This window comes from uncultured Holdemanella sp., from assembly GCF_934772795.1.
Taxonomy (GTDB): Bacteria; Bacillota_I; Bacilli_A; order Erysipelotrichales; family Erysipelotrichaceae; genus Holdemanella.
The window spans coordinates 20,948-38,651 of record NZ_CAKVMR010000018.1 but is presented as its reverse complement, the minus strand read 5'-3'; the positions used below and the strand labels follow the sequence as shown (position 1 = coordinate 38,651).

Annotated in this window: 20 protein-coding genes; 17 read left to right on the top strand and 3 right to left on the bottom strand. The window is 34.7% G+C overall.

Annotated elements, in window-relative coordinates:
• Positions 1-131 precede the first annotated feature (131 nt).
• Together Q0F04_RS05090 and Q0F04_RS05085 are read right to left on the bottom strand one after the other, a co-directional pair.
• Positions 132-857: a metallophosphoesterase gene (locus Q0F04_RS05090; RefSeq protein WP_295750910.1), complete on the bottom strand. Its 726-nt coding sequence runs from the start codon at positions 855-857 to the stop codon at positions 132-134.
• 123 nt (positions 858-980) lie between these two features.
• Complete coding sequence (locus tag Q0F04_RS05085; protein WP_295750908.1) at positions 981-1,139, bottom strand: hypothetical protein; 159 nt, start codon at positions 1,137-1,139, stop codon at positions 981-983.
• 83 nt (positions 1,140-1,222) lie between these two features.
• Here Q0F04_RS05085 and Q0F04_RS05080 point away from each other — a divergent pair, with 83 nt between their 5' ends.
• The 17 genes from Q0F04_RS05080 to Q0F04_RS05000 all read left to right on the top strand — a co-directional run bounded on the left by Q0F04_RS05080 (position 1,223) and on the right by Q0F04_RS05000 (position 16,559).
• Positions 1,223-1,891: a response regulator transcription factor gene (locus Q0F04_RS05080; protein ID WP_295750906.1), complete on the top strand. Its 669-nt coding sequence runs from the start codon at positions 1,223-1,225 to the stop codon at positions 1,889-1,891.
• Entirely contained in the window at positions 1,888-2,877 is a 990-nt protein-coding gene (locus tag Q0F04_RS05075) for a sensor histidine kinase (protein ID WP_295750904.1), read from the top strand. The genes Q0F04_RS05080 and Q0F04_RS05075 overlap by 4 nt, the downstream gene beginning before the upstream one ends.
• 91 nt (positions 2,878-2,968) lie before the next feature.
• Positions 2,969-3,736: an ABC transporter ATP-binding protein gene (locus tag Q0F04_RS05070; RefSeq protein ID WP_270463524.1), complete on the top strand. Its 768-nt coding sequence runs from the start codon at positions 2,969-2,971 to the stop codon at positions 3,734-3,736.
• Positions 3,729-5,696 (top strand): ABC transporter permease, encoded by a 1,968-nt coding sequence (locus Q0F04_RS05065; protein WP_295750902.1) that lies wholly within the window; start codon positions 3,729-3,731, stop codon positions 5,694-5,696. The genes Q0F04_RS05070 and Q0F04_RS05065 overlap by 8 nt, the downstream gene beginning before the upstream one ends.
• A 106-nt stretch (positions 5,697-5,802) precedes the next feature.
• Complete coding sequence (locus Q0F04_RS05060; protein WP_295750899.1) at positions 5,803-6,501, top strand: AAA family ATPase; 699 nt, start codon at positions 5,803-5,805, stop codon at positions 6,499-6,501.
• Between the two features lie 46 nt (positions 6,502-6,547).
• On the top strand, positions 6,548-7,021 hold the full coding sequence (locus tag Q0F04_RS05055; RefSeq protein ID WP_117926646.1) for a 23S rRNA (pseudouridine(1915)-N(3))-methyltransferase RlmH: 474 nt from the start codon (positions 6,548-6,550) through the stop codon (positions 7,019-7,021).
• 107 nt (positions 7,022-7,128) lie between these two features.
• Positions 7,129-8,313 (top strand): phosphoglycerate kinase, encoded by a 1,185-nt coding sequence (locus tag Q0F04_RS05050; RefSeq protein WP_295750893.1) that lies wholly within the window; start codon positions 7,129-7,131, stop codon positions 8,311-8,313.
• Between the two features lie 18 nt (positions 8,314-8,331).
• Positions 8,332-9,078 carry a triose-phosphate isomerase gene (gene tpiA, locus Q0F04_RS05045; protein ID WP_295750890.1) on the top strand — a complete coding sequence of 249 codons (747 nt, stop codon included), beginning with the start codon at positions 8,332-8,334 and terminating at the stop codon, positions 9,076-9,078.
• Between the two features lie 134 nt (positions 9,079-9,212).
• The gene (locus Q0F04_RS05040; protein WP_295750888.1) at positions 9,213-10,250 is read left to right on the top strand and encodes an NlpC/P60 family protein; all 1,038 of its coding nucleotides are present in this window, start codon (positions 9,213-9,215) and stop codon (positions 10,248-10,250) included.
• Positions 10,251-10,346: 96 nt separating this feature from the next.
• Positions 10,347-10,862 (top strand): nitroreductase, encoded by a 516-nt coding sequence (locus Q0F04_RS05035; RefSeq protein WP_295750885.1) that lies wholly within the window; start codon positions 10,347-10,349, stop codon positions 10,860-10,862.
• The gene (ispF, locus tag Q0F04_RS05030) at positions 10,855-11,340 is read left to right on the top strand and encodes a 2-C-methyl-D-erythritol 2,4-cyclodiphosphate synthase (RefSeq protein WP_295750883.1); all 486 of its coding nucleotides are present in this window, start codon (positions 10,855-10,857) and stop codon (positions 11,338-11,340) included. Before Q0F04_RS05035 ends, ispF begins: the two co-directional genes overlap by 8 nt.
• On the top strand, positions 11,337-11,786 hold the full coding sequence (gene dtd, locus Q0F04_RS05025; protein ID WP_295750881.1) for a D-aminoacyl-tRNA deacylase: 450 nt from the start codon (positions 11,337-11,339) through the stop codon (positions 11,784-11,786). Before ispF ends, dtd begins: the two co-directional genes overlap by 4 nt.
• The gene (folD, locus tag Q0F04_RS05020; RefSeq protein WP_295750878.1) at positions 11,786-12,640 is read left to right on the top strand and encodes a bifunctional methylenetetrahydrofolate dehydrogenase/methenyltetrahydrofolate cyclohydrolase FolD; all 855 of its coding nucleotides are present in this window, start codon (positions 11,786-11,788) and stop codon (positions 12,638-12,640) included. Before dtd ends, folD begins: the two co-directional genes overlap by 1 nt.
• 2 nt (positions 12,641-12,642) lie before the next feature.
• A complete protein-coding gene (locus tag Q0F04_RS05015) occupies positions 12,643-12,834 on the top strand; it encodes a DUF951 domain-containing protein (protein ID WP_117570826.1) in 192 nt (63 codons plus the stop codon).
• Between the two features lie 20 nt (positions 12,835-12,854).
• A complete protein-coding gene (gene ychF, locus Q0F04_RS05010) occupies positions 12,855-13,958 on the top strand; it encodes a redox-regulated ATPase YchF (RefSeq protein WP_117570827.1) in 1,104 nt (367 codons plus the stop codon).
• Entirely contained in the window at positions 13,951-14,592 is a 642-nt protein-coding gene (locus tag Q0F04_RS05005) for a site-2 protease family protein (RefSeq protein WP_117570828.1), read from the top strand. Before ychF ends, Q0F04_RS05005 begins: the two co-directional genes overlap by 8 nt.
• A gap of 158 nt (positions 14,593-14,750) precedes the next feature.
• On the top strand, positions 14,751-16,559 hold the full coding sequence (locus tag Q0F04_RS05000) for a Na/Pi cotransporter family protein (RefSeq protein ID WP_295750875.1): 1,809 nt from the start codon (positions 14,751-14,753) through the stop codon (positions 16,557-16,559).
• Positions 16,560-16,582: 23 nt separating this feature from the next.
• Here Q0F04_RS05000 and Q0F04_RS04995 read toward each other — a convergent pair whose 3' ends face one another.
• Entirely contained in the window at positions 16,583-17,617 is a 1,035-nt protein-coding gene (locus Q0F04_RS04995) for a hypothetical protein (protein WP_295750872.1), read from the bottom strand.
• Between the last annotated feature and the right edge of the window lie 87 nt (positions 17,618-17,704).

Sequence of the window (17,704 nt, the reverse complement as noted above, 5' to 3'; positions counted from 1 at the left end):
GCGAATTTTTAGCTACTTAGCACTCTGCCCCAAGTAATCTTAAAGCAGATCTAAACCCTAACTATTCTTATATAGTCTTTTTAGGTAACGCTAGAGCGCTAAATCCGTTGTGAGTGGGTGGTTAGCGCTTTTTATTTTGCCTTTTTGATATTAACTACCACATACTCACATATACCCTCTGTTCTTATTGGAAAACCCCAACCAACAAGGCCTGAGCTAATGATCTTTGTATAGTTTTTGAATGTTTCTTTTCCGTAATTGCCCACAAAGTCGGGTTGTAAATGGTAAGAATAGGATAGTGGAAATATTTGTCCGTTGTGGGTATGACCACTGAGTTGAAGGTCGACGTTGCTTTTGATGTTTTCACTTGTTCCTTGTGGTTGATGGTCTAGGACGATATTGTAGGTTTTATTTGTAAGGTGGTAGTCTTTTGTTTTCTTTCGGTTTGGGTTGGTGTAGTCTTTTCTGCCAATAAGCATGATGTTTTTTAAATGCACTTTTTGATCATTTAGAATGGTAATGTTGTTTTTAGTGATGGCTTGATTGAGTTTGTTTCTTGTGAATTTTATCTTGTTTTCGTGATTGCCATATACAAAATAAACAGGGGCTATTTTAGTAAGTCTTCCAAGTTGTTTGAATAGTACATTCATATCTTCTTCTGATGTGGATTCATCGACGAAGTCTCCGCCTAATAGGTAGAAGTCGGGTTTTACTTTCATTAATGTATTTGTGATTGCTTTTAATCTTTCAGGATTGTTCGCGTTGGGATAATGCATATCGGCAATAAAACATATCTTAGTTGGATTTATGTTCTTTTCTGTTGTTAGATTGTAGTTTGTTTGATGAATCGTATACATATTCACATAGCCAAAAGTAACGATGGATGTGGATATTATAGCTGACAGTATTATACAGAGAATTGGTTTTCTTTTTTTGAATATCAATAATAGGATTAGTAAACAGAATAATGTATGTACAGCTCACATAGCTTGATATGTGCGCATGTTCCAACAATTCAATAGTAATGCGATACAGATGGCGTATCGTATTTTTTTGTTTAATGTATCTTTTAATAAGTTGTTTATTAAATAACATAATCCGATTTCTAGAATGAGGATTCCCATTTGAAGATAGATCATACTCTCACTTCCTTTTGGTCTTATCTTACACCATTGTTAGAAAGATTTCCTGACTTATGCAGTATAATAAAATGGGTGAGACTATGTATAAAATAATGATTGTAGAAGATGATGAAGTTATCTCAAAAAAGTTAGAATCGTTTCTTAAATCTTGGAACTATGATGTTTGTCGAGTGGTTGATTTTTATAATGTGATGGACGCATTTCAGTCTTATAATCCAGACTTAGTATTAATGGATATTACACTGCCTTATTTAAATGGATATTTATGGACGGAAAAGATTCGTGAAGAATCAAAAGTACCAATTATCTTTATTTCAAGTGCTACAGACAATATGAGTATTGTGATGGCTATCTCTAAGGGTGCGGATGATTTTGTGTGCAAACCATTTGATTTAAATGTTCTTGCTGCAAAAATTACGGCAATATTAAGACGTAGCTATGACTTTGTATCCAACCATAATGTGCTTGAATATCAAGGCGTACGCTTTAATTTAGATGATAATACCGTAAGTTTTCAATCTTCTCAAATTGAACTGAGTAAGAATGAGGCTAAGATACTTCGTCTATTAATGGAAAAGAAGGGGACGATTGTATCTCGAGATAGTTTAATGGAATATTTGTGGAAGACGGATTTTTATGTGGATGAAAATGCACTCAGTGTAAATGTGAATCGTTTGCGTAAAAAACTAGAGAGTATTGGCATTGTGGATTTTATTCAAACTAAAAAAGGATTGGGATATAAGATATGAAATTGTTGAGTCATTATTTAAAAGACAGAGTGTTCTTTATTATGATCTATGTTGTGAGTGTTTTAGTTTGTCTATGTGTATTTAAACTCTATAATCTAGAACTTGAAGCCTTTACATACGCTTTTATGATTCTTTGTGTATTGATAGTTGTTTGTGGGTTGTTTGATTACTACAAATATTATAAGAAACACCAAACACGAGTCACACTTCGCTTAAATAGTAATGTTTCCTTGTCTTGTGATCTTCAAGATTCATCATTGATTGGAGAGGACTATCATGAAATCTTAGTGGCTATGAAAAATTATCATGATCAGTATGTTGAATCATCAGAAAGTAAAATGCATGATCTAGAAGATTATTTTACGATGTGGGTGCATCAGGCTAAGCTACCCATTGCTGCTATGAAGTTACTACTTGAAGATGAAAAATTGAGTCGTAGTGAAATTAAATTACAACTCTTACGCATGGACCAATATACAGATATGGTTTTAGCCTATCTACGATTACATAGTACGCATACTGATTTCTTGTTTAAAGAATTGGAATTGGATGATTTGATTCGACAATCGATTCGTCGTTTCTCAACAGAATTTATTCGAAAACACATTCAGTTACAGTTTAAAGAAACTAAGGATGTGATATTGAGTGATGAAAAGTGGCTTGTGTTTGTGTTGGAACAAATTTTTTCGAATAGTCTTAAATATACAAATGAAAATGGTTTGATCTCTATATATATGAAGTCTAAACATATCTTAGTGATTGAAGATAATGGGATTGGCATTAGTGCAAGTGATTTAAATCGTGTATTTGAAAAGGGCTATACAGGTATGAATGGTCGTAGTGATAAAACAGCGAGTGGTTTAGGTCTATATTTATGTAAGAACATTTTAGATATGTTGAATCACAAAATAACAATTGAATCTAGTGTTGGTAAGGGGACTCGAGTCATATTGAATCTTACACATTTTGAAGGAAGAATCGAGTAATCTTACAATCTTGTAAGGTGAGTGTTAGCTGAATCGATGGCTGCATTTATGAATTCTTTGTAGAATTTTGGTGTACATGGAGGTAATGGATATGGCATTATTAGAAGTAAAAAATTTAAAAAAAGTATATACAACAAGATTTACACAGAATCAAGTACAGGCATTGACTAACGTTAATTTTAGTGTGAATAAAGGCGAATATGTAGCTATCATGGGTGAGTCTGGATCAGGTAAGACAACCTTATTAAATATCTTGGCAGCTTTAGATAAACCAACCAGTGGACAGGTCTTACTACATGGTAAAGATATTACGCATATTTCAGAAAAAGAAATTGCGAACTTTCGAAGAGAACACTTAGGTTTTGTGTTTCAAGACTTTAATTTATTAGATAATTTTAATAATCGCGATAATATTTTCTTGCCTTTGGTTTTAAGTAAGAAAAAATATCCGGAAATGAAAGAAAGATTGACTCCGATTGCCAAACAATTAGGGATTGAAGATATTTTGGATAAGTTTCCATATGAAATTAGTGGGGGTCAAAAACAGCGTGTTGCCGTAGCTCGTGCTATCATCACAAATCCAGATCTAATTCTAGCGGATGAGCCAACGGGGGCTTTGGATTCAAAAAGTACAGAGGAGCTTTTACATTTATTTGGAACTATCAATGAAAATCAACAAACGATTGTGATGGTTACCCATTCGACAAAGGCTGCAAGTCATGCGTCTCGCGTTTTGTTTATTAAGGATGGAAAGATTTTCCATGAAATATATAAGGGTAATAAAAACTTAGATCAGATGTATCAATGTATTAGTGATACGTTGACACTACTAGCTACAGGTGGTGTTCATCATGAGTAGAGCTTTCTATTTAAATTTAGCTGTAGATAATTTGAAGAAGAATGCACGTACCATCATTCCTTATATATTAACGAGTGTCTTAACGACAATGATGTTGTATATGGTTGTTTCTTTGGCAAACAATCCAAACTTAAATGAAATGTTAGGGGCAACGCAACTAACGCAGATGTTAGGCTTTGGAGTTGTGATTATTGAAATCTTTGCGTTTATCTTCTTGTTCTATACATATAGTTTTTTAATTAAAAGAAGACAAAAAGAGTTTGCGTTATTCTCTATATTAGGAATGGAAAAAAAGCATTTAGCTCGTGTCTTATTTTATGAAACTGCGATTACTTTACTTGTTTCATTAGCTTTAGGTATTGGCTTAGGTATCTTATTTGATAAAGCGATGTTTTTGGTTATCGCAAAAATGATTGGTGCAGATATTGTACTCGGCTTCTACTTTTCTTTTTTTGGCATGAGACAATGCGTTCTTGTGATTGGATTGATTTATGCATTGATCTATTTCTATTCTATGGTTCGTATCCATATTTCAAGTCCAATTGAATTGCTACATTCGGATCATATGGGTGAAAAAGAGCCTAAGGCAAAATGGTTTCTATCTATTGTGGGCATTCTTTGTCTAGGTATTGGATACTATTTGTCGATCAGCACAAAAAATCCATTGACTGCACTCTATTTCTTCTTTGTGGCTGTAGTACTTGTCATTATTGGAACCTATTTATTATTTACATCCATATCAGTGACTTTCTTAAAATTAATGAAGAAAAACAAGAATTATTATTATAAGACGAATCACTTTATTAGTATTTCTGGCATGATGTATCGTATGAAACAAAATGCGGTAGGACTAGCCAATATCTGTATTCTTTCAACAATGGTTTTAGTCATGTTGTCTACAACACTAAGTATGTGGTCAAGTATTGATAGTATTGTGGATTCACAATATCCTAGAAGTGTAATGGGAAATGGATATGGGGATGCTTCTAATATTGATTTTGATGAAATGAATGAAGAATTGATTCGTATGGGCATTGTTCCAAAGAATCTTCTTGCGTATAAGAGATTGGATTATGCTGGATATTTAAAGAATGGAACTTTGATTACGGATTATCGGAATGAGGGTATGAATGCCGTAAATGAAATTCAAGAATTTTATTGTCTTCCATTAAAAGATATTCAAGATTATGAAAATATTAAGGGGTCTTTAAAACCCAATGAAATCTATGTGTATTCCAATGTAGAGACGATCAAAGAAAAGACTTTATCTTTATTTGGAAAAGAATATGTTGTGAAGAAACAATTGGACCACTTGAAGATGGATGAGAGTAATCCAAATATAACAGAACATTATTATATTATTGTGGATTCAGAAAAGACTTTAGAGAAGATGCAACAAGATCAGACAAATGTGTATGGTGACAATGCGAGTGCAATACGTGCTTATTATTCGTTTGATTGTGATGCGAATGAGCGTGAAGTTATTAAAAAGTTAGGCCAGAATGAGAATATAAATGATTTTATTTGGTCAAGTAAATCGAATCAGAAACAAGGGTTGATTGAATTATATGCAGGCTTCTTATTTATTGGGATCTTCTTAAGCTTCTTATTTATTATGGCAACCATTCTGATTATGTACTACAAACAAATTACAGAAGGCTATGAAGATAAAGATCGTTTTGAGATCATGCAGAAAGTGGGTCTTGAACAACAAGATGTAAAACGAGCTATTCATTCACAGGTGTTAACGGTATTCTTTATGCCATTACTTGTGGCAGGACTTCATGTTTGTTTTGCGTATCCAATGATTGAAAAGCTACTTCATTTGTTGTTTGTGAGTGATTCATGGCTATATATTCGTACGACAATGTTCTGTTTTGCGTCCTTTGCGCTAGTCTACATTGTGATTTATGTATTAACTTCAAAAGTCTATTATGGAATTGTAAAAAGAAATGCTTAATTGGATATTAGGATTTATCTTGATTGGGTTATGTATCTATATATATTATGTGAATCATCATGGAATTTAGTACTCGAATAGAGTACTATTTTTTTAGGTGATGATTATGTTTATTAATGGATTTGATATCTTATGGGACGAAGTTGATGATTATGTGGCCGATATTCAAAGTATTCGAAGTATTGATCAATTAACTTTTAGTAAGCCGGTAACCTTCTTTTGTGGAGAAAATGGAAGTGGTAAATCCACTTTGTTGGAGGCTCTTGCGATTAAAAATGGATTGAATCCAGAAGGTGGAACAAGGAACTATAATTTTTCTACATATGACTCGTATTCGAATTTGCATAATCATATGCGTTTGTGGCGTTCTAGAAAACCGGATTGGATGTATTTCTTAAGAGCTGAAAGCTTCTACAATGTGGCGACAAAGGAAATGGAATATAGTGGCGTTTTTTCTGAAAGATATCATGATCAATCGCATGGTCAAAGTTTCTTTTCTGTATTGATGAAACAAACAAATAAAAATGGACTTTACTTGTTGGATGAACCCGAAGCAGCTTTATCTTGTCAGAATCAATTGGCACTACTCTATTTAATTCAATCATGTGTGAAACAAAATTGTCAATTTATCATTGCGACACACTCTCCTATATTATTGGGGTTTCCAGGTGCACAAATCTTATCGTTTGATGAGGGTAAGGTAGAAGAAGTGGATTATAAATCGACTTCTAGCTATCAAACAATGAAGTTATTTTTGGATCGCTATGATTATTTTGTGAAGGATATTAAAGAAAATGATAATTGAAAATCATTTATGTTTTTAGGATAATGTATTTGTTTGGAGGGATATTGTGATTAAATTAATTGCGATTGGTAAGAATAAAGATAAGGCGTTACAGTCTTTAGAAAAAGAATATATAAAGCGATTGTCGGCTTTTTGTAAGTTTAGTGAAATCGAGGTAAAAGATGAGGCGAATGAGCATGTTTCTAGAGAAGCCGAGGTTTTATTGGTGAAGGAAAAAGAGGGAAATCGTGTTTTAGAAAAACTATCAGATCAGGATTTTGTGGTCTTGCTTGATCTTCATGGCAAGATGATTGATTCTGAGTCGTTTGCGAAGAATTTGGATATGTGGCAAATGAAGTATTCAAATATTGTCTTTGTGATTGCGGGAAGTCTTGGACCGAGTGAAAAATTAGTTTCTAGAGCAAATTATCGTTGGAAATTATCGGATCTAACTTTTACGCATTTAATGACGCGTGTCTTGATGTTGGAACAGATTTATCGTGGTTTTATGATCAATAATGGTCGGAATTACCACAAGTAAGTGATGTAAGCGCTTTTTGTGAAATATTTTACTTGTGAAAAACTAGTCAATCAATTTATGTAGTGATATAATGGATGTGCAAAAAAATGACAGTAGGAGGAATATACATGACAAAGAGAACTGTTAAAGACCTTGATGTAGCTGGAAAAAAGGTCATCGTACGTTGTGATTTTAACGTGCCAAGAAAAGATGGTGTTATCACTGATGATAACCGTATCGTAATGGCTTTACCTACAATTAAATATTTAGTAGAAAACAAAGCTAAAGTTATTTTGATGTCTCACTTAGGAAAAGTTAAGACTGAAGAAGACAAAGCTAAAAACAACTTGGAATGCGTAGCCGTACGTTTACAAGAATTGTTACCAGAAGTAAAAGTATCTTTCTGCCCAGTAACTCGTGGTGAAGAATTAGAAAACGCTGTAAATGCATTAGCTGATGGGGAAATCGTATTAATGCAAAATACTCGTTACGAAAAAGGCGAAAGCAAAAATGATCCTGAATTAGGTGCATATTGGGCTAGCTTAGGTGAAGTATTCGTTGAAGATGCATTCGGATCTGTTCACCGTGCTCACGCTTCTACTGTAGGTATCCCTACAAACATTAAAGAAAACGGATTAGGATTCTTAGTTGAAAAAGAAGTTACAATGTTAGGAAAAGCTGTTGATGAACCAGCTCACCCATTCGTAGCTATCATTGGTGGATCTAAAGTATCTAGTAAAATCGATGTTGTTGACAACTTATTGAAAAAAGCTGACAAAGTTATCATCGGTGGTGGAATGGCTTATACATTCTCTAAAGCTGTTGGTGGTTCAATCGGTACTTCATTAGTTGAAGATGACAAATTGGATTTAGCAAAAGAATATTTAGAAAAAGCTGGAGACAAATTAGTTCTTCCTGTAGATAACGTAATTGCGGATGCATTTAGTGAAGAAGCTAACACTTCTGTTGCAGATGCTGGACAAATTCCTGATGGATGGATGGGATTAGATATTGGTCCTAAATCTGTTGAATTGTTCAAAGAAACTTTAGCTGGTGCTAAAACTGTAGTATGGAATGGACCTATGGGTGTATTCGAAATGCCTAAATTCGCTAAAGGTACTGAAGAAGTATGTAAAGCAATCTCTGAATTACCAGATGCTATTACAGTAATCGGTGGTGGAGACTCTGCTGCTGCTGCAAAACAATTAGGATATGCAGACAAATTCTCTCACGTTTCAACTGGTGGTGGAGCTAGTTTGGAATACATGGAAGGTAAAACATTACCTGGTATCGCTATTATCAGCGAAAAGTAATAAGGAGATGTACTTAAGATGAGAAAACCTATTATCGTTGGAAACTGGAAAATGAACAAAAACAACGCTGAAACAAAAGCTTTCTTCGAAGCTGTTGACGGTGTTGCTGCTAGCGAAAATGCTACTTATGGAATTGGATGTCCATTTACTGATTTAAGAACTGCATTGGATCACGCTAAAAACTTAGTTGTAGCTGCTGAAAACTGCCACTTTGAAGATAGTGGAGCTTTCACTGGTGAAGTTAGTGTTCCTATGTTAGAAGAAATGGGAGTTAAATACTGCATTATTGGTCACTCAGAACGTCGTGAAATGTTCGGTGATACTGATGAAACAGTAAACAAAAAAGCAAAACGTTTAATTAAAGCTGGAATCACTCCAATCTTATGTGTTGGTGAAACAGAAGCTGATTACGATGCTGGAAACTCAGAAAAAGTAATTCGTGAAGAATTAGCTGGTTCTTTAGCTGATTTATGTCCAAAATGTGTAGGTGAAATGGTTATTGCCTACGAACCAATCTGGGCTATCGGAACTGGAAAATCTGCTTCAGTAGAAATCGCTGAAAACTGCTGTAAGATCGTACGTGACCAAGTTAAGGATATGTATGGTGAAGAAGCTGCTGAAAAAGTACGTATCCAATACGGTGGAAGTGTTAAACCTAACAACATCGTTGAATATATGGCTCAACCAGATATCGATGGTGCATTAATTGGTGGTGCTAGCTTGAAAGAAGATAGCTTCACAGAAATCATTGAAAAAACAAAATAATTGATGATAAATTAGGCCTCTTTGAGGCCTTTTCTTTTGATTGATTCTAACCAAAAAAATGAATTTAGGGTTGTTTGAGAGGTGGTTTCGTGGTAAACTAATCGTGAACTATTTTAAATAGGGGGTAGAATAAAATGAACTTTGTAGAAAATAATGGTAAAAAAGTCGCGGCGATTCTTTGTGTAGCATCTGCTTTCCCTGTTGTAGCAACAGTAGTTGCAGCCAAGGAAGAACCTGGATGGCATGGTGATCGCTATGTCAATGAAGATAAAACTGTAGCAAAAGGATGGCAAGAAATCGAAGGAAAATCTTACTATTTCTCAGAAGATGGAACAGTAAATTCTTCAAAGACTGAAGAAGCAACAACAGCTAGCGTTTCAAGTAACATTACAGGGGAAGTGAAAGAAACAGTAGCAACAGCTAGTCAAGAAGCTGTAAAAGAAGAAACAGAAAAAAAAGCAGCAGAAGTAGTTGAAACTGTAGCTGAAACTCCAGCAACTACAACTGAAGCAACAGATACAACTGAAACTCCAGCAGAAGCTCCTGCTGAAACACCAGCAGCTCCAGAAGAAACTGCACCAGTTGAAACACCAGCAGCACCTGTTGAAACACCAACAGAAACTGCACCAGTTGAAACTCCTGCAGCTCCAACAGAAACTGCACCAGCTGAAACACCAGCTGCTCCAGCAGAAACTGCACCTGCAGAAACACCAGCTGCTCCAGAAGAAACAGCTCCAGTTGAAACTCCAGCAGCACCAGAAGAAACAACTCCTGTTGAAACTCCTGCTACACCAGAAGAAACTGCACCAGTTGAAACACCTGCAGCTACAACTTTAGGACAAAGAATTTCTTCAGAAGCACAAAAATTAGTAGGTGTAACTGATGGATTATGGTGTACACAAGTTGTACAACAAGCTTTAGCTAATGCCGGTGTAAGTGATGCTTATCAATTATGGCCAGATCAATACGCAGGTCAATATGGATACTACACTAACGATCCTCAAGAAGGTGACTTATTGTATTACAACAATGGTGGACGTGGTGTTGACCACATCGCTATCTATATTGGAAATGGACAAGCTGTTCATGGAAACTACGAAGGTAAGACTGTAATTGCTAGTGCATATTTAAGCACAGCAGCATCTCCACAATTCATTCGTGTTGTTAGATAATTTTTAAACTTTAAGCTTGGCTTTTTAGCCAGGCTTTTTTTTGTATATTAAGATTTTGTATTGTATAATATGAGGTAGTTTTGGAGGCAAAATATTATGAATGAAGCATATAAAAATCTTGTAGAGAGAAGAAGTGTGAGAAAATATAATAATACAAAGGTGAGTCACGATTTGATTGAAAAAATTATTTATGCAGGTCAATGTGCACCAAGTGGCATGAATCGTCAAATCTTTGCCTTTGTCGCTGTTGAAGATGAAGAATTAGTAAAAGAATTATCTAAAAAGAATGCGGAAGTCATGAATTCATCGGCAGACCCATTCTATGGCGCAAAGAGTTTGATTATTGTCTTTGCGGATACCAATGCCCCTACATATTTATACGATGGAGCTTTGGCTATGGGTAATCTAATGAATGCTGCTCACGCCTTAGGTGTTGATTCATGCTGGATCCACCGTGCTAAAGAAACATTTGAAACAGACTTTGGTAAAGAATTAAAGAATAAATGGGGAATACCAGAATCTTACGAAGGTATAGGACATTGTATTTTAGGTTATAGAGACGAAGAGCTTGGAAAGCGTGCTGAAAGAACGTCTAAGGTGGTTTATGCATAATATACGTATTGGACAAGCCGTAGATATTCATCAGCTTGTAATGGGGCGTAAACTTATTCTAGGCGGCGTTGAAATTGAACATACCAAAGGACTTTTAGGTCACTCAGATGCCGATGTTTTAACTCATGCGATTGGTGAAAGTATTTTAGGGGCACTTGCACTAGGTGATTTAGGAAAACATTTTCCAGATACAGATCCTAAATATAAAGGTGCTAATAGCCTTGTCTTATTAGGACATATCTATGATATGATGGATGAAATGGGATATCAGATTGGTAATGTAGATGCGACTATTTTGGCTGAAAGACCTAAAATGGCGCCACACATAATTTCTATGCGTACTAATATTTCAAATGTATTACATTGTGATATAGAAGATGTTTCAATTAAGGCTACGCGGGGAGAAAAACTTGGTTTTGTAGGAAATGAAGAAGGTATTGTAAGCCTTAGTGTTTGTATATTGGAGAAAAAAGGATGAGAGTAGTAATTCAAAGGGCAAAGAACGCAAAATGTACAGTAGATGGTCAAATAACAGGTCAAATTGATCATGGATATTGTATTTTTGTAGGATTCAATAATGAAGATACAAATGAAATTATTGATAAAATGATTCATAAGATTTTATTCTTGCGAATTTTTGAAGATGAAAATGGGAAGATGAATAAATCCATTCAAGACGTAGAAGGAAGTATTCTTTCTATTTCTCAATTTACTTTATATGCGGATTGTAAAAAGGGTAACCGCCCAAGTTTTACAAATGCAGGTAAACCAGATTTAGCTACAACATTGTATGATCAATTCAATCAGAAGCTACAAGAACAAGGTATGCATGTTGAAACAGGTATTTTTGGTGCTGATATGAAGATTGAATTATTGAATGATGGTCCAGTAACGATTGTATTGGATTCAAAGGAGTTGTTTTAATGGAAATTATTTATGGAAATGTACTTGCGGATAACATCAAGTCTCAAATGAAACAAAAAATAGATGATATTCGTGCTGAAGGGGCAAGACTACCATTATTAAGTGTTGTACTTGTTGGAAATAATCCGGCAAGTATGTCTTATGTTCGTGGTAAAGAAAAGGCTTGTTCTTCTATTGGGATGCTTCAAAGAACAATTCGTCTAGATGAAAATGTATCACAAAAAGAATTAAGTGATGTGATCATGGGCTTAAATCTAGATTCTGAAGTCGATGGTATTTTAGTGCAAATGCCTTTACCTTCGCATTTAGATGAAACAGCCGCCTTAGAGTTGATTGATCCGCAAAAGGATGTAGATGGCTTACACCCCATGAATGCTGGTTGTTTACTTACGAATCGTCCAGGATTTATTCCTTGTACGCCACAAGGTGTTATGGCCATGTTAGATTCGATTGGATGTAAAGATCTATCAGGTAAACGTGCTGTGGTCTGTGGAAGAAGTAATCTTGTAGGAAAACCGGTTGCATTACTGCTTCAAAATCGTAACGCGACAGTGACAATTGTTCATTCAAAAACGCCGGATATTGAAAAGATTGCTTCACAAGCTGATATTTTGATTGTTGCGATGGGTGTCGCGCAAATGGTCAATGAAAATTGGGTGAAAGAAGGGGCTGTTGTTATTGATGTAGGTATCAATCGTGTCAATGGAAAACTTGTAGGGGATTGTGACTTTGAATCGGTTGCGAAAAAGGCAAGTTATGTAAGTCCAGTGCCAAAAGGTGTTGGTCCAATGACGGTTTGTATGTTATTATCGAATACGCTGGATGCATATCATATGCATATGCAAGGAGAATAATTATGGAATATGGATTAAATGATATTGTAGAAATGAAAAAAGAGCATCCTTGTCATAAGTCCAATGAATGGAAAATTATTCGTATGGGTGCTGATATTCGAATTAAATGTTTAGGTTGTGGAGCCAGTGTTTTAATGCCTAGACAAAAATTTGAAAAGAAATTAAAAAAAGTAATTCGACATGAAGAAGAGTAGAGAGAGGATGTATTGAATTTATGCCATTAACTGCAGGAATTGTTGGTCTTCCTAACGTAGGAAAGTCCACTTTATTTAACGCTATCACAAAATCACAGGTAGAAGCCGCAAACTATCCATTTGCGACAATTCAGCCTAATGTAGGCGTTGTAGAAGTACCAGACTATCGTATTGATCGTTTGGTTGAAATTTTTAATCCGAAAAAGACAATTTATACAACATTTGAATTTACAGATATCGCAGGATTAGTTAAGGGAGCCAGTCAAGGTGAAGGACTTGGTAACCAATTCTTATCAAACATTCGTTTAACAGATGCGATTTGCCACGTAGTTCGTTGTTTTGACAATCCAGATATCACACACGTTGAAAATAGTGTAGATCCAATTCGTGATATTGAAATTATCAATCTAGAATTAACTTTAGCTGATCTTCAGACAATTGAAAATCGTAGAAGTAAGATCGAGCGTAAGGCTAAGACAAACAAGGATAAAGAATCATTGGATGAATTGGCTTTATTAGATCGTCTACAACCAATCTTAGAAGAAGGAAAACCAGCTCGTTCATTAGAGTTGAATGAAGATGAACAAATCTTAATGAAAGGCTATAACTTATTAACAGCTAAACCAATGATTTATGTTGCCAACCTAGATGATGAAGGGATCATGGACCCAGATTCATGTGCTTACTATAACCAAGTAAAAGAATATGCACAAAGCCAAAATAACCAGGTTGTTGCCTTATGTGCGCAAATGGAAGAAGAATTGTCTGGTTTAGATAAAGAAGAAAAAGATGCTTTCTTAGAAGAATTAGGTGTTGAAACATCTGGTTTGGATCAATTGATTCAAAAGGCTTATGCCGTATTGGATTTATGTACATTCTTAACGGCTGGAGAAGATGAATGTCGTGCATGGACATTTAAAAAAGGCATGAAAGCACCAGATTGTGCAGGTGTTATCCACACAGATTTCAAGAAGGGATTTATTCGTGCTGAAGTATATCGTTTTGAAGATATCGATGAATTAGGTAGCGAATTAGCTATTAAAGAAGCAGGACGCTTGCGCCTAGAAGGAAAGGATTATGTCGTGCAAGATGGCGATGTAATGCACTTTAGATTTAATGTTTAATTTATCAAATATTATTTATCTCGTCATTGCCGTTGTTCTTTCCATGTCGATTCATGAAACGGCACATGGACTTGTGTCCTATTGGATGGGAGATCCTACGGCTAAGATGGAAGGTCGATTGAGCTTAAATCCTTTTAAACATGTTGACTGGATTGGACTTGTCTGTCTATTAGTATGTGGATTTGGCTGGGCAAAACCGGTACCCGTGGATGCACGTTACTACAAAGATGCGAAGACAGGAATCATATGGACAAGTTTTGCGGGTCCAATCGCAAACTTTCTATTAAGCTTTATTTGTGTATTCTTATTTTATGCACTCTATAAATTTGCTCCATATTTTATGATGTCTAGTGTAGGATATTTTATATCGAATACATTGACATATACAGGATTGATTTCAACTGGTTTTGGCATTTTTAACTTGATTCCAGTACCACCATTAGATGGCTCAAAAGTATTGTTTTCGTTTTTACCCGACGATAAATACTATAAATTTATTGATGGTGCACCATGGATGAATCTATTATTTATCTTATTGATTTTTTCAGGTTTATTAGATTATCCGTTGGGTATGTTACGTTCAAATATGATTCAATTTTTTGAGATGATCGCAAAGATGATTTTAGGTTTCTAAAGTCATCTTTTTTAAAGCGTTTTCAGAAAAAAACTTCATTTTACAGAAAATTAACATAAATTTAATATTGTTTTGACATTGTTTTTATTGCATAATAAAGACGTCGCGATATGCGTAAAAATTGAAAATTAAATATTCATTTTATAAAGGAGTTCAAGATGGAAATAGTTACAATGGTCTTATCCCTATTAGGAGGCATTGCGTTATTTTTGTTCGGTATGTCATTAATGGGCGATGGACTAAAAAGCGTAGCCGGTAACAAGTTAGAAGCATTCTTGTACAAGATGACAAACACGAGCTTAAAAGGTGTTGCCTTAGGTGCAGGTGTTACTTCTGTTATTCAGTCTAGTAGTGCTACGACAGTAATGGTCATTGGTTTTGTTAACTCAGGTATGATGAAACTAAGACAAGCTATCGGTATTATCATGGGTGCCAATATTGGTACAAGTATTACCGGTTGGATATTGTGTTTATCTTATGTTGGTGGTTCTAGTGGTATCGCAAGCTTATTCTCAACAGCTACGATCACAACTTTGTTTGCGTTTATTGGTATTTGTTTAAAAACATTTGGAAAACGTACTACACATAAAAATGTTGGAAATATCATGCTTGGATTTGCGATTTTAATGACAGGTATGCAACAAATGAGTGGAGCCGTTTCGCCTTTAAGAACAAACGAAACATTTATTAGTATGCTTACAATGTTCTCAAATCCAGTCATGGGTATTCTTGTTGGTATTTTGTTTACAGCTGTTCTACAAAGTGCTAGTGCTGCGATTGGTATCTTGCAGGCACTATCTATGACAGGCTCATTGACATTTGCGGCTGCCTTCCCAATTAACTTAGGTATTGGTATTGGTGCTGCATGTCCTGTATTGATTTCGGCCTTAAGTGCAAATAAGAATGGTAAACGTACCGCATTAGAATATTTGATCAATGACTTATTTGGTATGATTATCTGGTCAATCTTATTCTATGGTTCAAATGTGTTTATGCATTATGGCTTTGTGAATAAAGTTATGTCTCCAGTAAATATCGCATTAATGAATACAGCCATTCGTTGTGGAAATGTTTTAGTATTATTCTGGTTCATTCCTCAAATTGAAAAATTATTAATGCGTATTGTCAAAGACAGTCCTGAAGATTTAGAAGAACAAGCAGACTTTGATTTATTGGAAGAACGTTTGATTCCGTATCCTGCATTGGCGATTGCACAATGTCATCGTGTAATGAATGGCATGGCTAAAAAGGTTCGTAATAACGTGAATCGTTCAATGAACTTGATCAATGAGTTTAGACCTGAAAAATATGATAAGGTACATCGTAAAGAAACTTTGATTGATAAATACGAAGCGCGTTTAGGTTCTTATTTAATGCAGCTGACAAAACAAGCATTAAATACAGAACAAACAAGACAAGCCTCACTATATCTTCATACAATTAGTGACTTTGAAAGAATTGGTGATCACGCTGCAGATATTGCCGAAATGTCAAAGAGTATCAATGAGAATCGTATGGAAATGTCAGAAGCGGCTATGGATGAATTAAACCTTGTTATGGAAGCCGTTCGTGAATCTATGAATATGACATATCATGCGTATCTAGAAGATGATTTAAATTTGGCAAGGCGCGTATCTCCATTAGGAATTGTCATTCGTGGACTTTGTGATGAAATGAAATTGCGTCACGTTGAACGTTTATCACAAGGAAACTGTGGCCTTGAAGAAGGTACAGTATTCAATGATTTATTAAATAGCTTAAACCGTATCGCTACACACTGTGCAAGTAGTATGGTGGCCTTGATTAAGATTCGTGAAAAAGATACAGACATTCATATTCATGATTCCAAAGTATATGCGATCGAAGGTGACGATTATAAAACAACATTGGCTGAATACCGTGAAAAATATGATCTTGGACAAAGAGAAGGTCGTATTGTCAGTATGGAAGATGAGCAAGTGGAATAAAAATGAAATGGCCTGAGAATTTCTCAGGCCTTTGATGTATCTATTAGGATTTTACATTTATCTTGGATTGAAAAAGTATTAAAATAAAGTTCTTCTAAAGGAATCCATCGTTGAATAAAATTATTCAACATATTTGGATTTCTTTTCTTTAGTCTTTCAATTTGTTCTTCTTTGTTTAGAGTTAAAAAAACAGAAAAATCATAATATTTTTGAAGATCTGAATGCATCGAATAAGAGCCTTCAATGACATTGAATGATTTATATGGAATCAAATTAGGAGATTGTATTGACAGAGTTGAACAATTGAATTTACGCAAATTCACATCTTCATGTTTGGATAATGGAATTAAGATCTCTTGTTCAAAACGCTCATGATCTACATTTTCTCCAGGACTTTCTAGCCTTTCCTTTGTCCTTTGATGGGGCTGTAAAAAAAAGTCATCCATTTTAAATACATTGCAGTCATATACTTGTTTTAAAAGGATACCAAGTGTAGTCTTACCTGAAGCACAACGCCCATCAATTGAAAGAATAGAAGGATGTTTGTCGTCGATATATTTGAATAGTTCTAAAAAGGGAACGTATTTTTTATGAATCAAACGATAAGATGGATGGTACATTTGATTGAATGTATTGGAATGATGAATGGCTGGATAGCCTTCTTCTTTCCATTTTATAAGAACATTTTTTGATTCTTCTAAAGAAAATGGAAGTGTATGATTTGAGATAAGTTCTAAAAGAATTTGAATCTTATCTTCAAGCTGTTTTATTCCATTCTTTTCTTGTTGGCTAGATAATATAAATAAAGTACTCAATGTATTTACACTCAATCCATAATTTAAATGTAGACGAACATAGTCTCCATCTAGATATTCAATGGAATTGCATGAATCCATTTGTGTATCGAATTCTTGTTGGATATGTTTTTTTACTGTGTCTTGATCTGAAACTAGGTGTTCACAACCAAAAGTGCTTTGGTATAAAAATTTCATCAAGTCTTCAAGTTCAAGATGAGGATATGTTTTAAATTGATCTAATATATATTCTTTTGTGTTCATAGTAGATATTTTATCATATTCATATTTTCTTATCTATAGATAAAAGTTATAACAGGTGCATATTATTAAATATTATCAATAATCATT

Excerpts from the sequence above, each read along its gene's own strand:
- tpiA (WP_295750890.1), top strand. The coding sequence starts at position 8,332 with ATGAGAAAACCTATTATCGTTGGAAACTGGAAAATGAACAAAAACAAC.
- Q0F04_RS05085 (WP_295750908.1), bottom strand. The coding sequence starts at position 1,139 with ATGATCTATCTTCAAATGGGAATCCTCATTCTAGAAATCGGATTATGT.
- ispF (WP_295750883.1), top strand. The coding sequence starts at position 10,855 with ATGCATAATATACGTATTGGACAAGCCGTAGATATTCATCAGCTTGTA.
- Q0F04_RS05040 (WP_295750888.1), top strand. The coding sequence starts at position 9,213 with ATGAACTTTGTAGAAAATAATGGTAAAAAAGTCGCGGCGATTCTTTGT.
- Q0F04_RS05050 (WP_295750893.1), top strand. The coding sequence starts at position 7,129 with ATGACAAAGAGAACTGTTAAAGACCTTGATGTAGCTGGAAAAAAGGTC.
- Q0F04_RS05035 (WP_295750885.1), top strand. The coding sequence starts at position 10,347 with ATGAATGAAGCATATAAAAATCTTGTAGAGAGAAGAAGTGTGAGAAAA.
- dtd (WP_295750881.1), top strand. The coding sequence starts at position 11,337 with ATGAGAGTAGTAATTCAAAGGGCAAAGAACGCAAAATGTACAGTAGAT.
- Q0F04_RS05000 (WP_295750875.1), top strand. The coding sequence starts at position 14,751 with ATGGAAATAGTTACAATGGTCTTATCCCTATTAGGAGGCATTGCGTTA.
- Q0F04_RS05075 (WP_295750904.1), top strand. The coding sequence starts at position 1,888 with ATGAAATTGTTGAGTCATTATTTAAAAGACAGAGTGTTCTTTATTATG.
- folD (WP_295750878.1), top strand. The coding sequence starts at position 11,786 with ATGGAAATTATTTATGGAAATGTACTTGCGGATAACATCAAGTCTCAA.
- Q0F04_RS04995 (WP_295750872.1), bottom strand. The coding sequence starts at position 17,617 with ATGAACACAAAAGAATATATATTAGATCAATTTAAAACATATCCTCAT.
- Q0F04_RS05080 (WP_295750906.1), top strand. The coding sequence starts at position 1,223 with ATGTATAAAATAATGATTGTAGAAGATGATGAAGTTATCTCAAAAAAG.
- ychF (WP_117570827.1), top strand. The coding sequence starts at position 12,855 with ATGCCATTAACTGCAGGAATTGTTGGTCTTCCTAACGTAGGAAAGTCC.
- Q0F04_RS05015 (WP_117570826.1), top strand. The coding sequence starts at position 12,643 with ATGGAATATGGATTAAATGATATTGTAGAAATGAAAAAAGAGCATCCT.
- Q0F04_RS05090 (WP_295750910.1), bottom strand. The coding sequence starts at position 857 with ATGTATACGATTCATCAAACAAACTACAATCTAACAACAGAAAAGAAC.
- Q0F04_RS05070 (WP_270463524.1), top strand. The coding sequence starts at position 2,969 with ATGGCATTATTAGAAGTAAAAAATTTAAAAAAAGTATATACAACAAGA.
- Q0F04_RS05065 (WP_295750902.1), top strand. The coding sequence starts at position 3,729 with ATGAGTAGAGCTTTCTATTTAAATTTAGCTGTAGATAATTTGAAGAAG.
- Q0F04_RS05005 (WP_117570828.1), top strand. The coding sequence starts at position 13,951 with ATGTTTAATTTATCAAATATTATTTATCTCGTCATTGCCGTTGTTCTT.
- Q0F04_RS05060 (WP_295750899.1), top strand. The coding sequence starts at position 5,803 with ATGTTTATTAATGGATTTGATATCTTATGGGACGAAGTTGATGATTAT.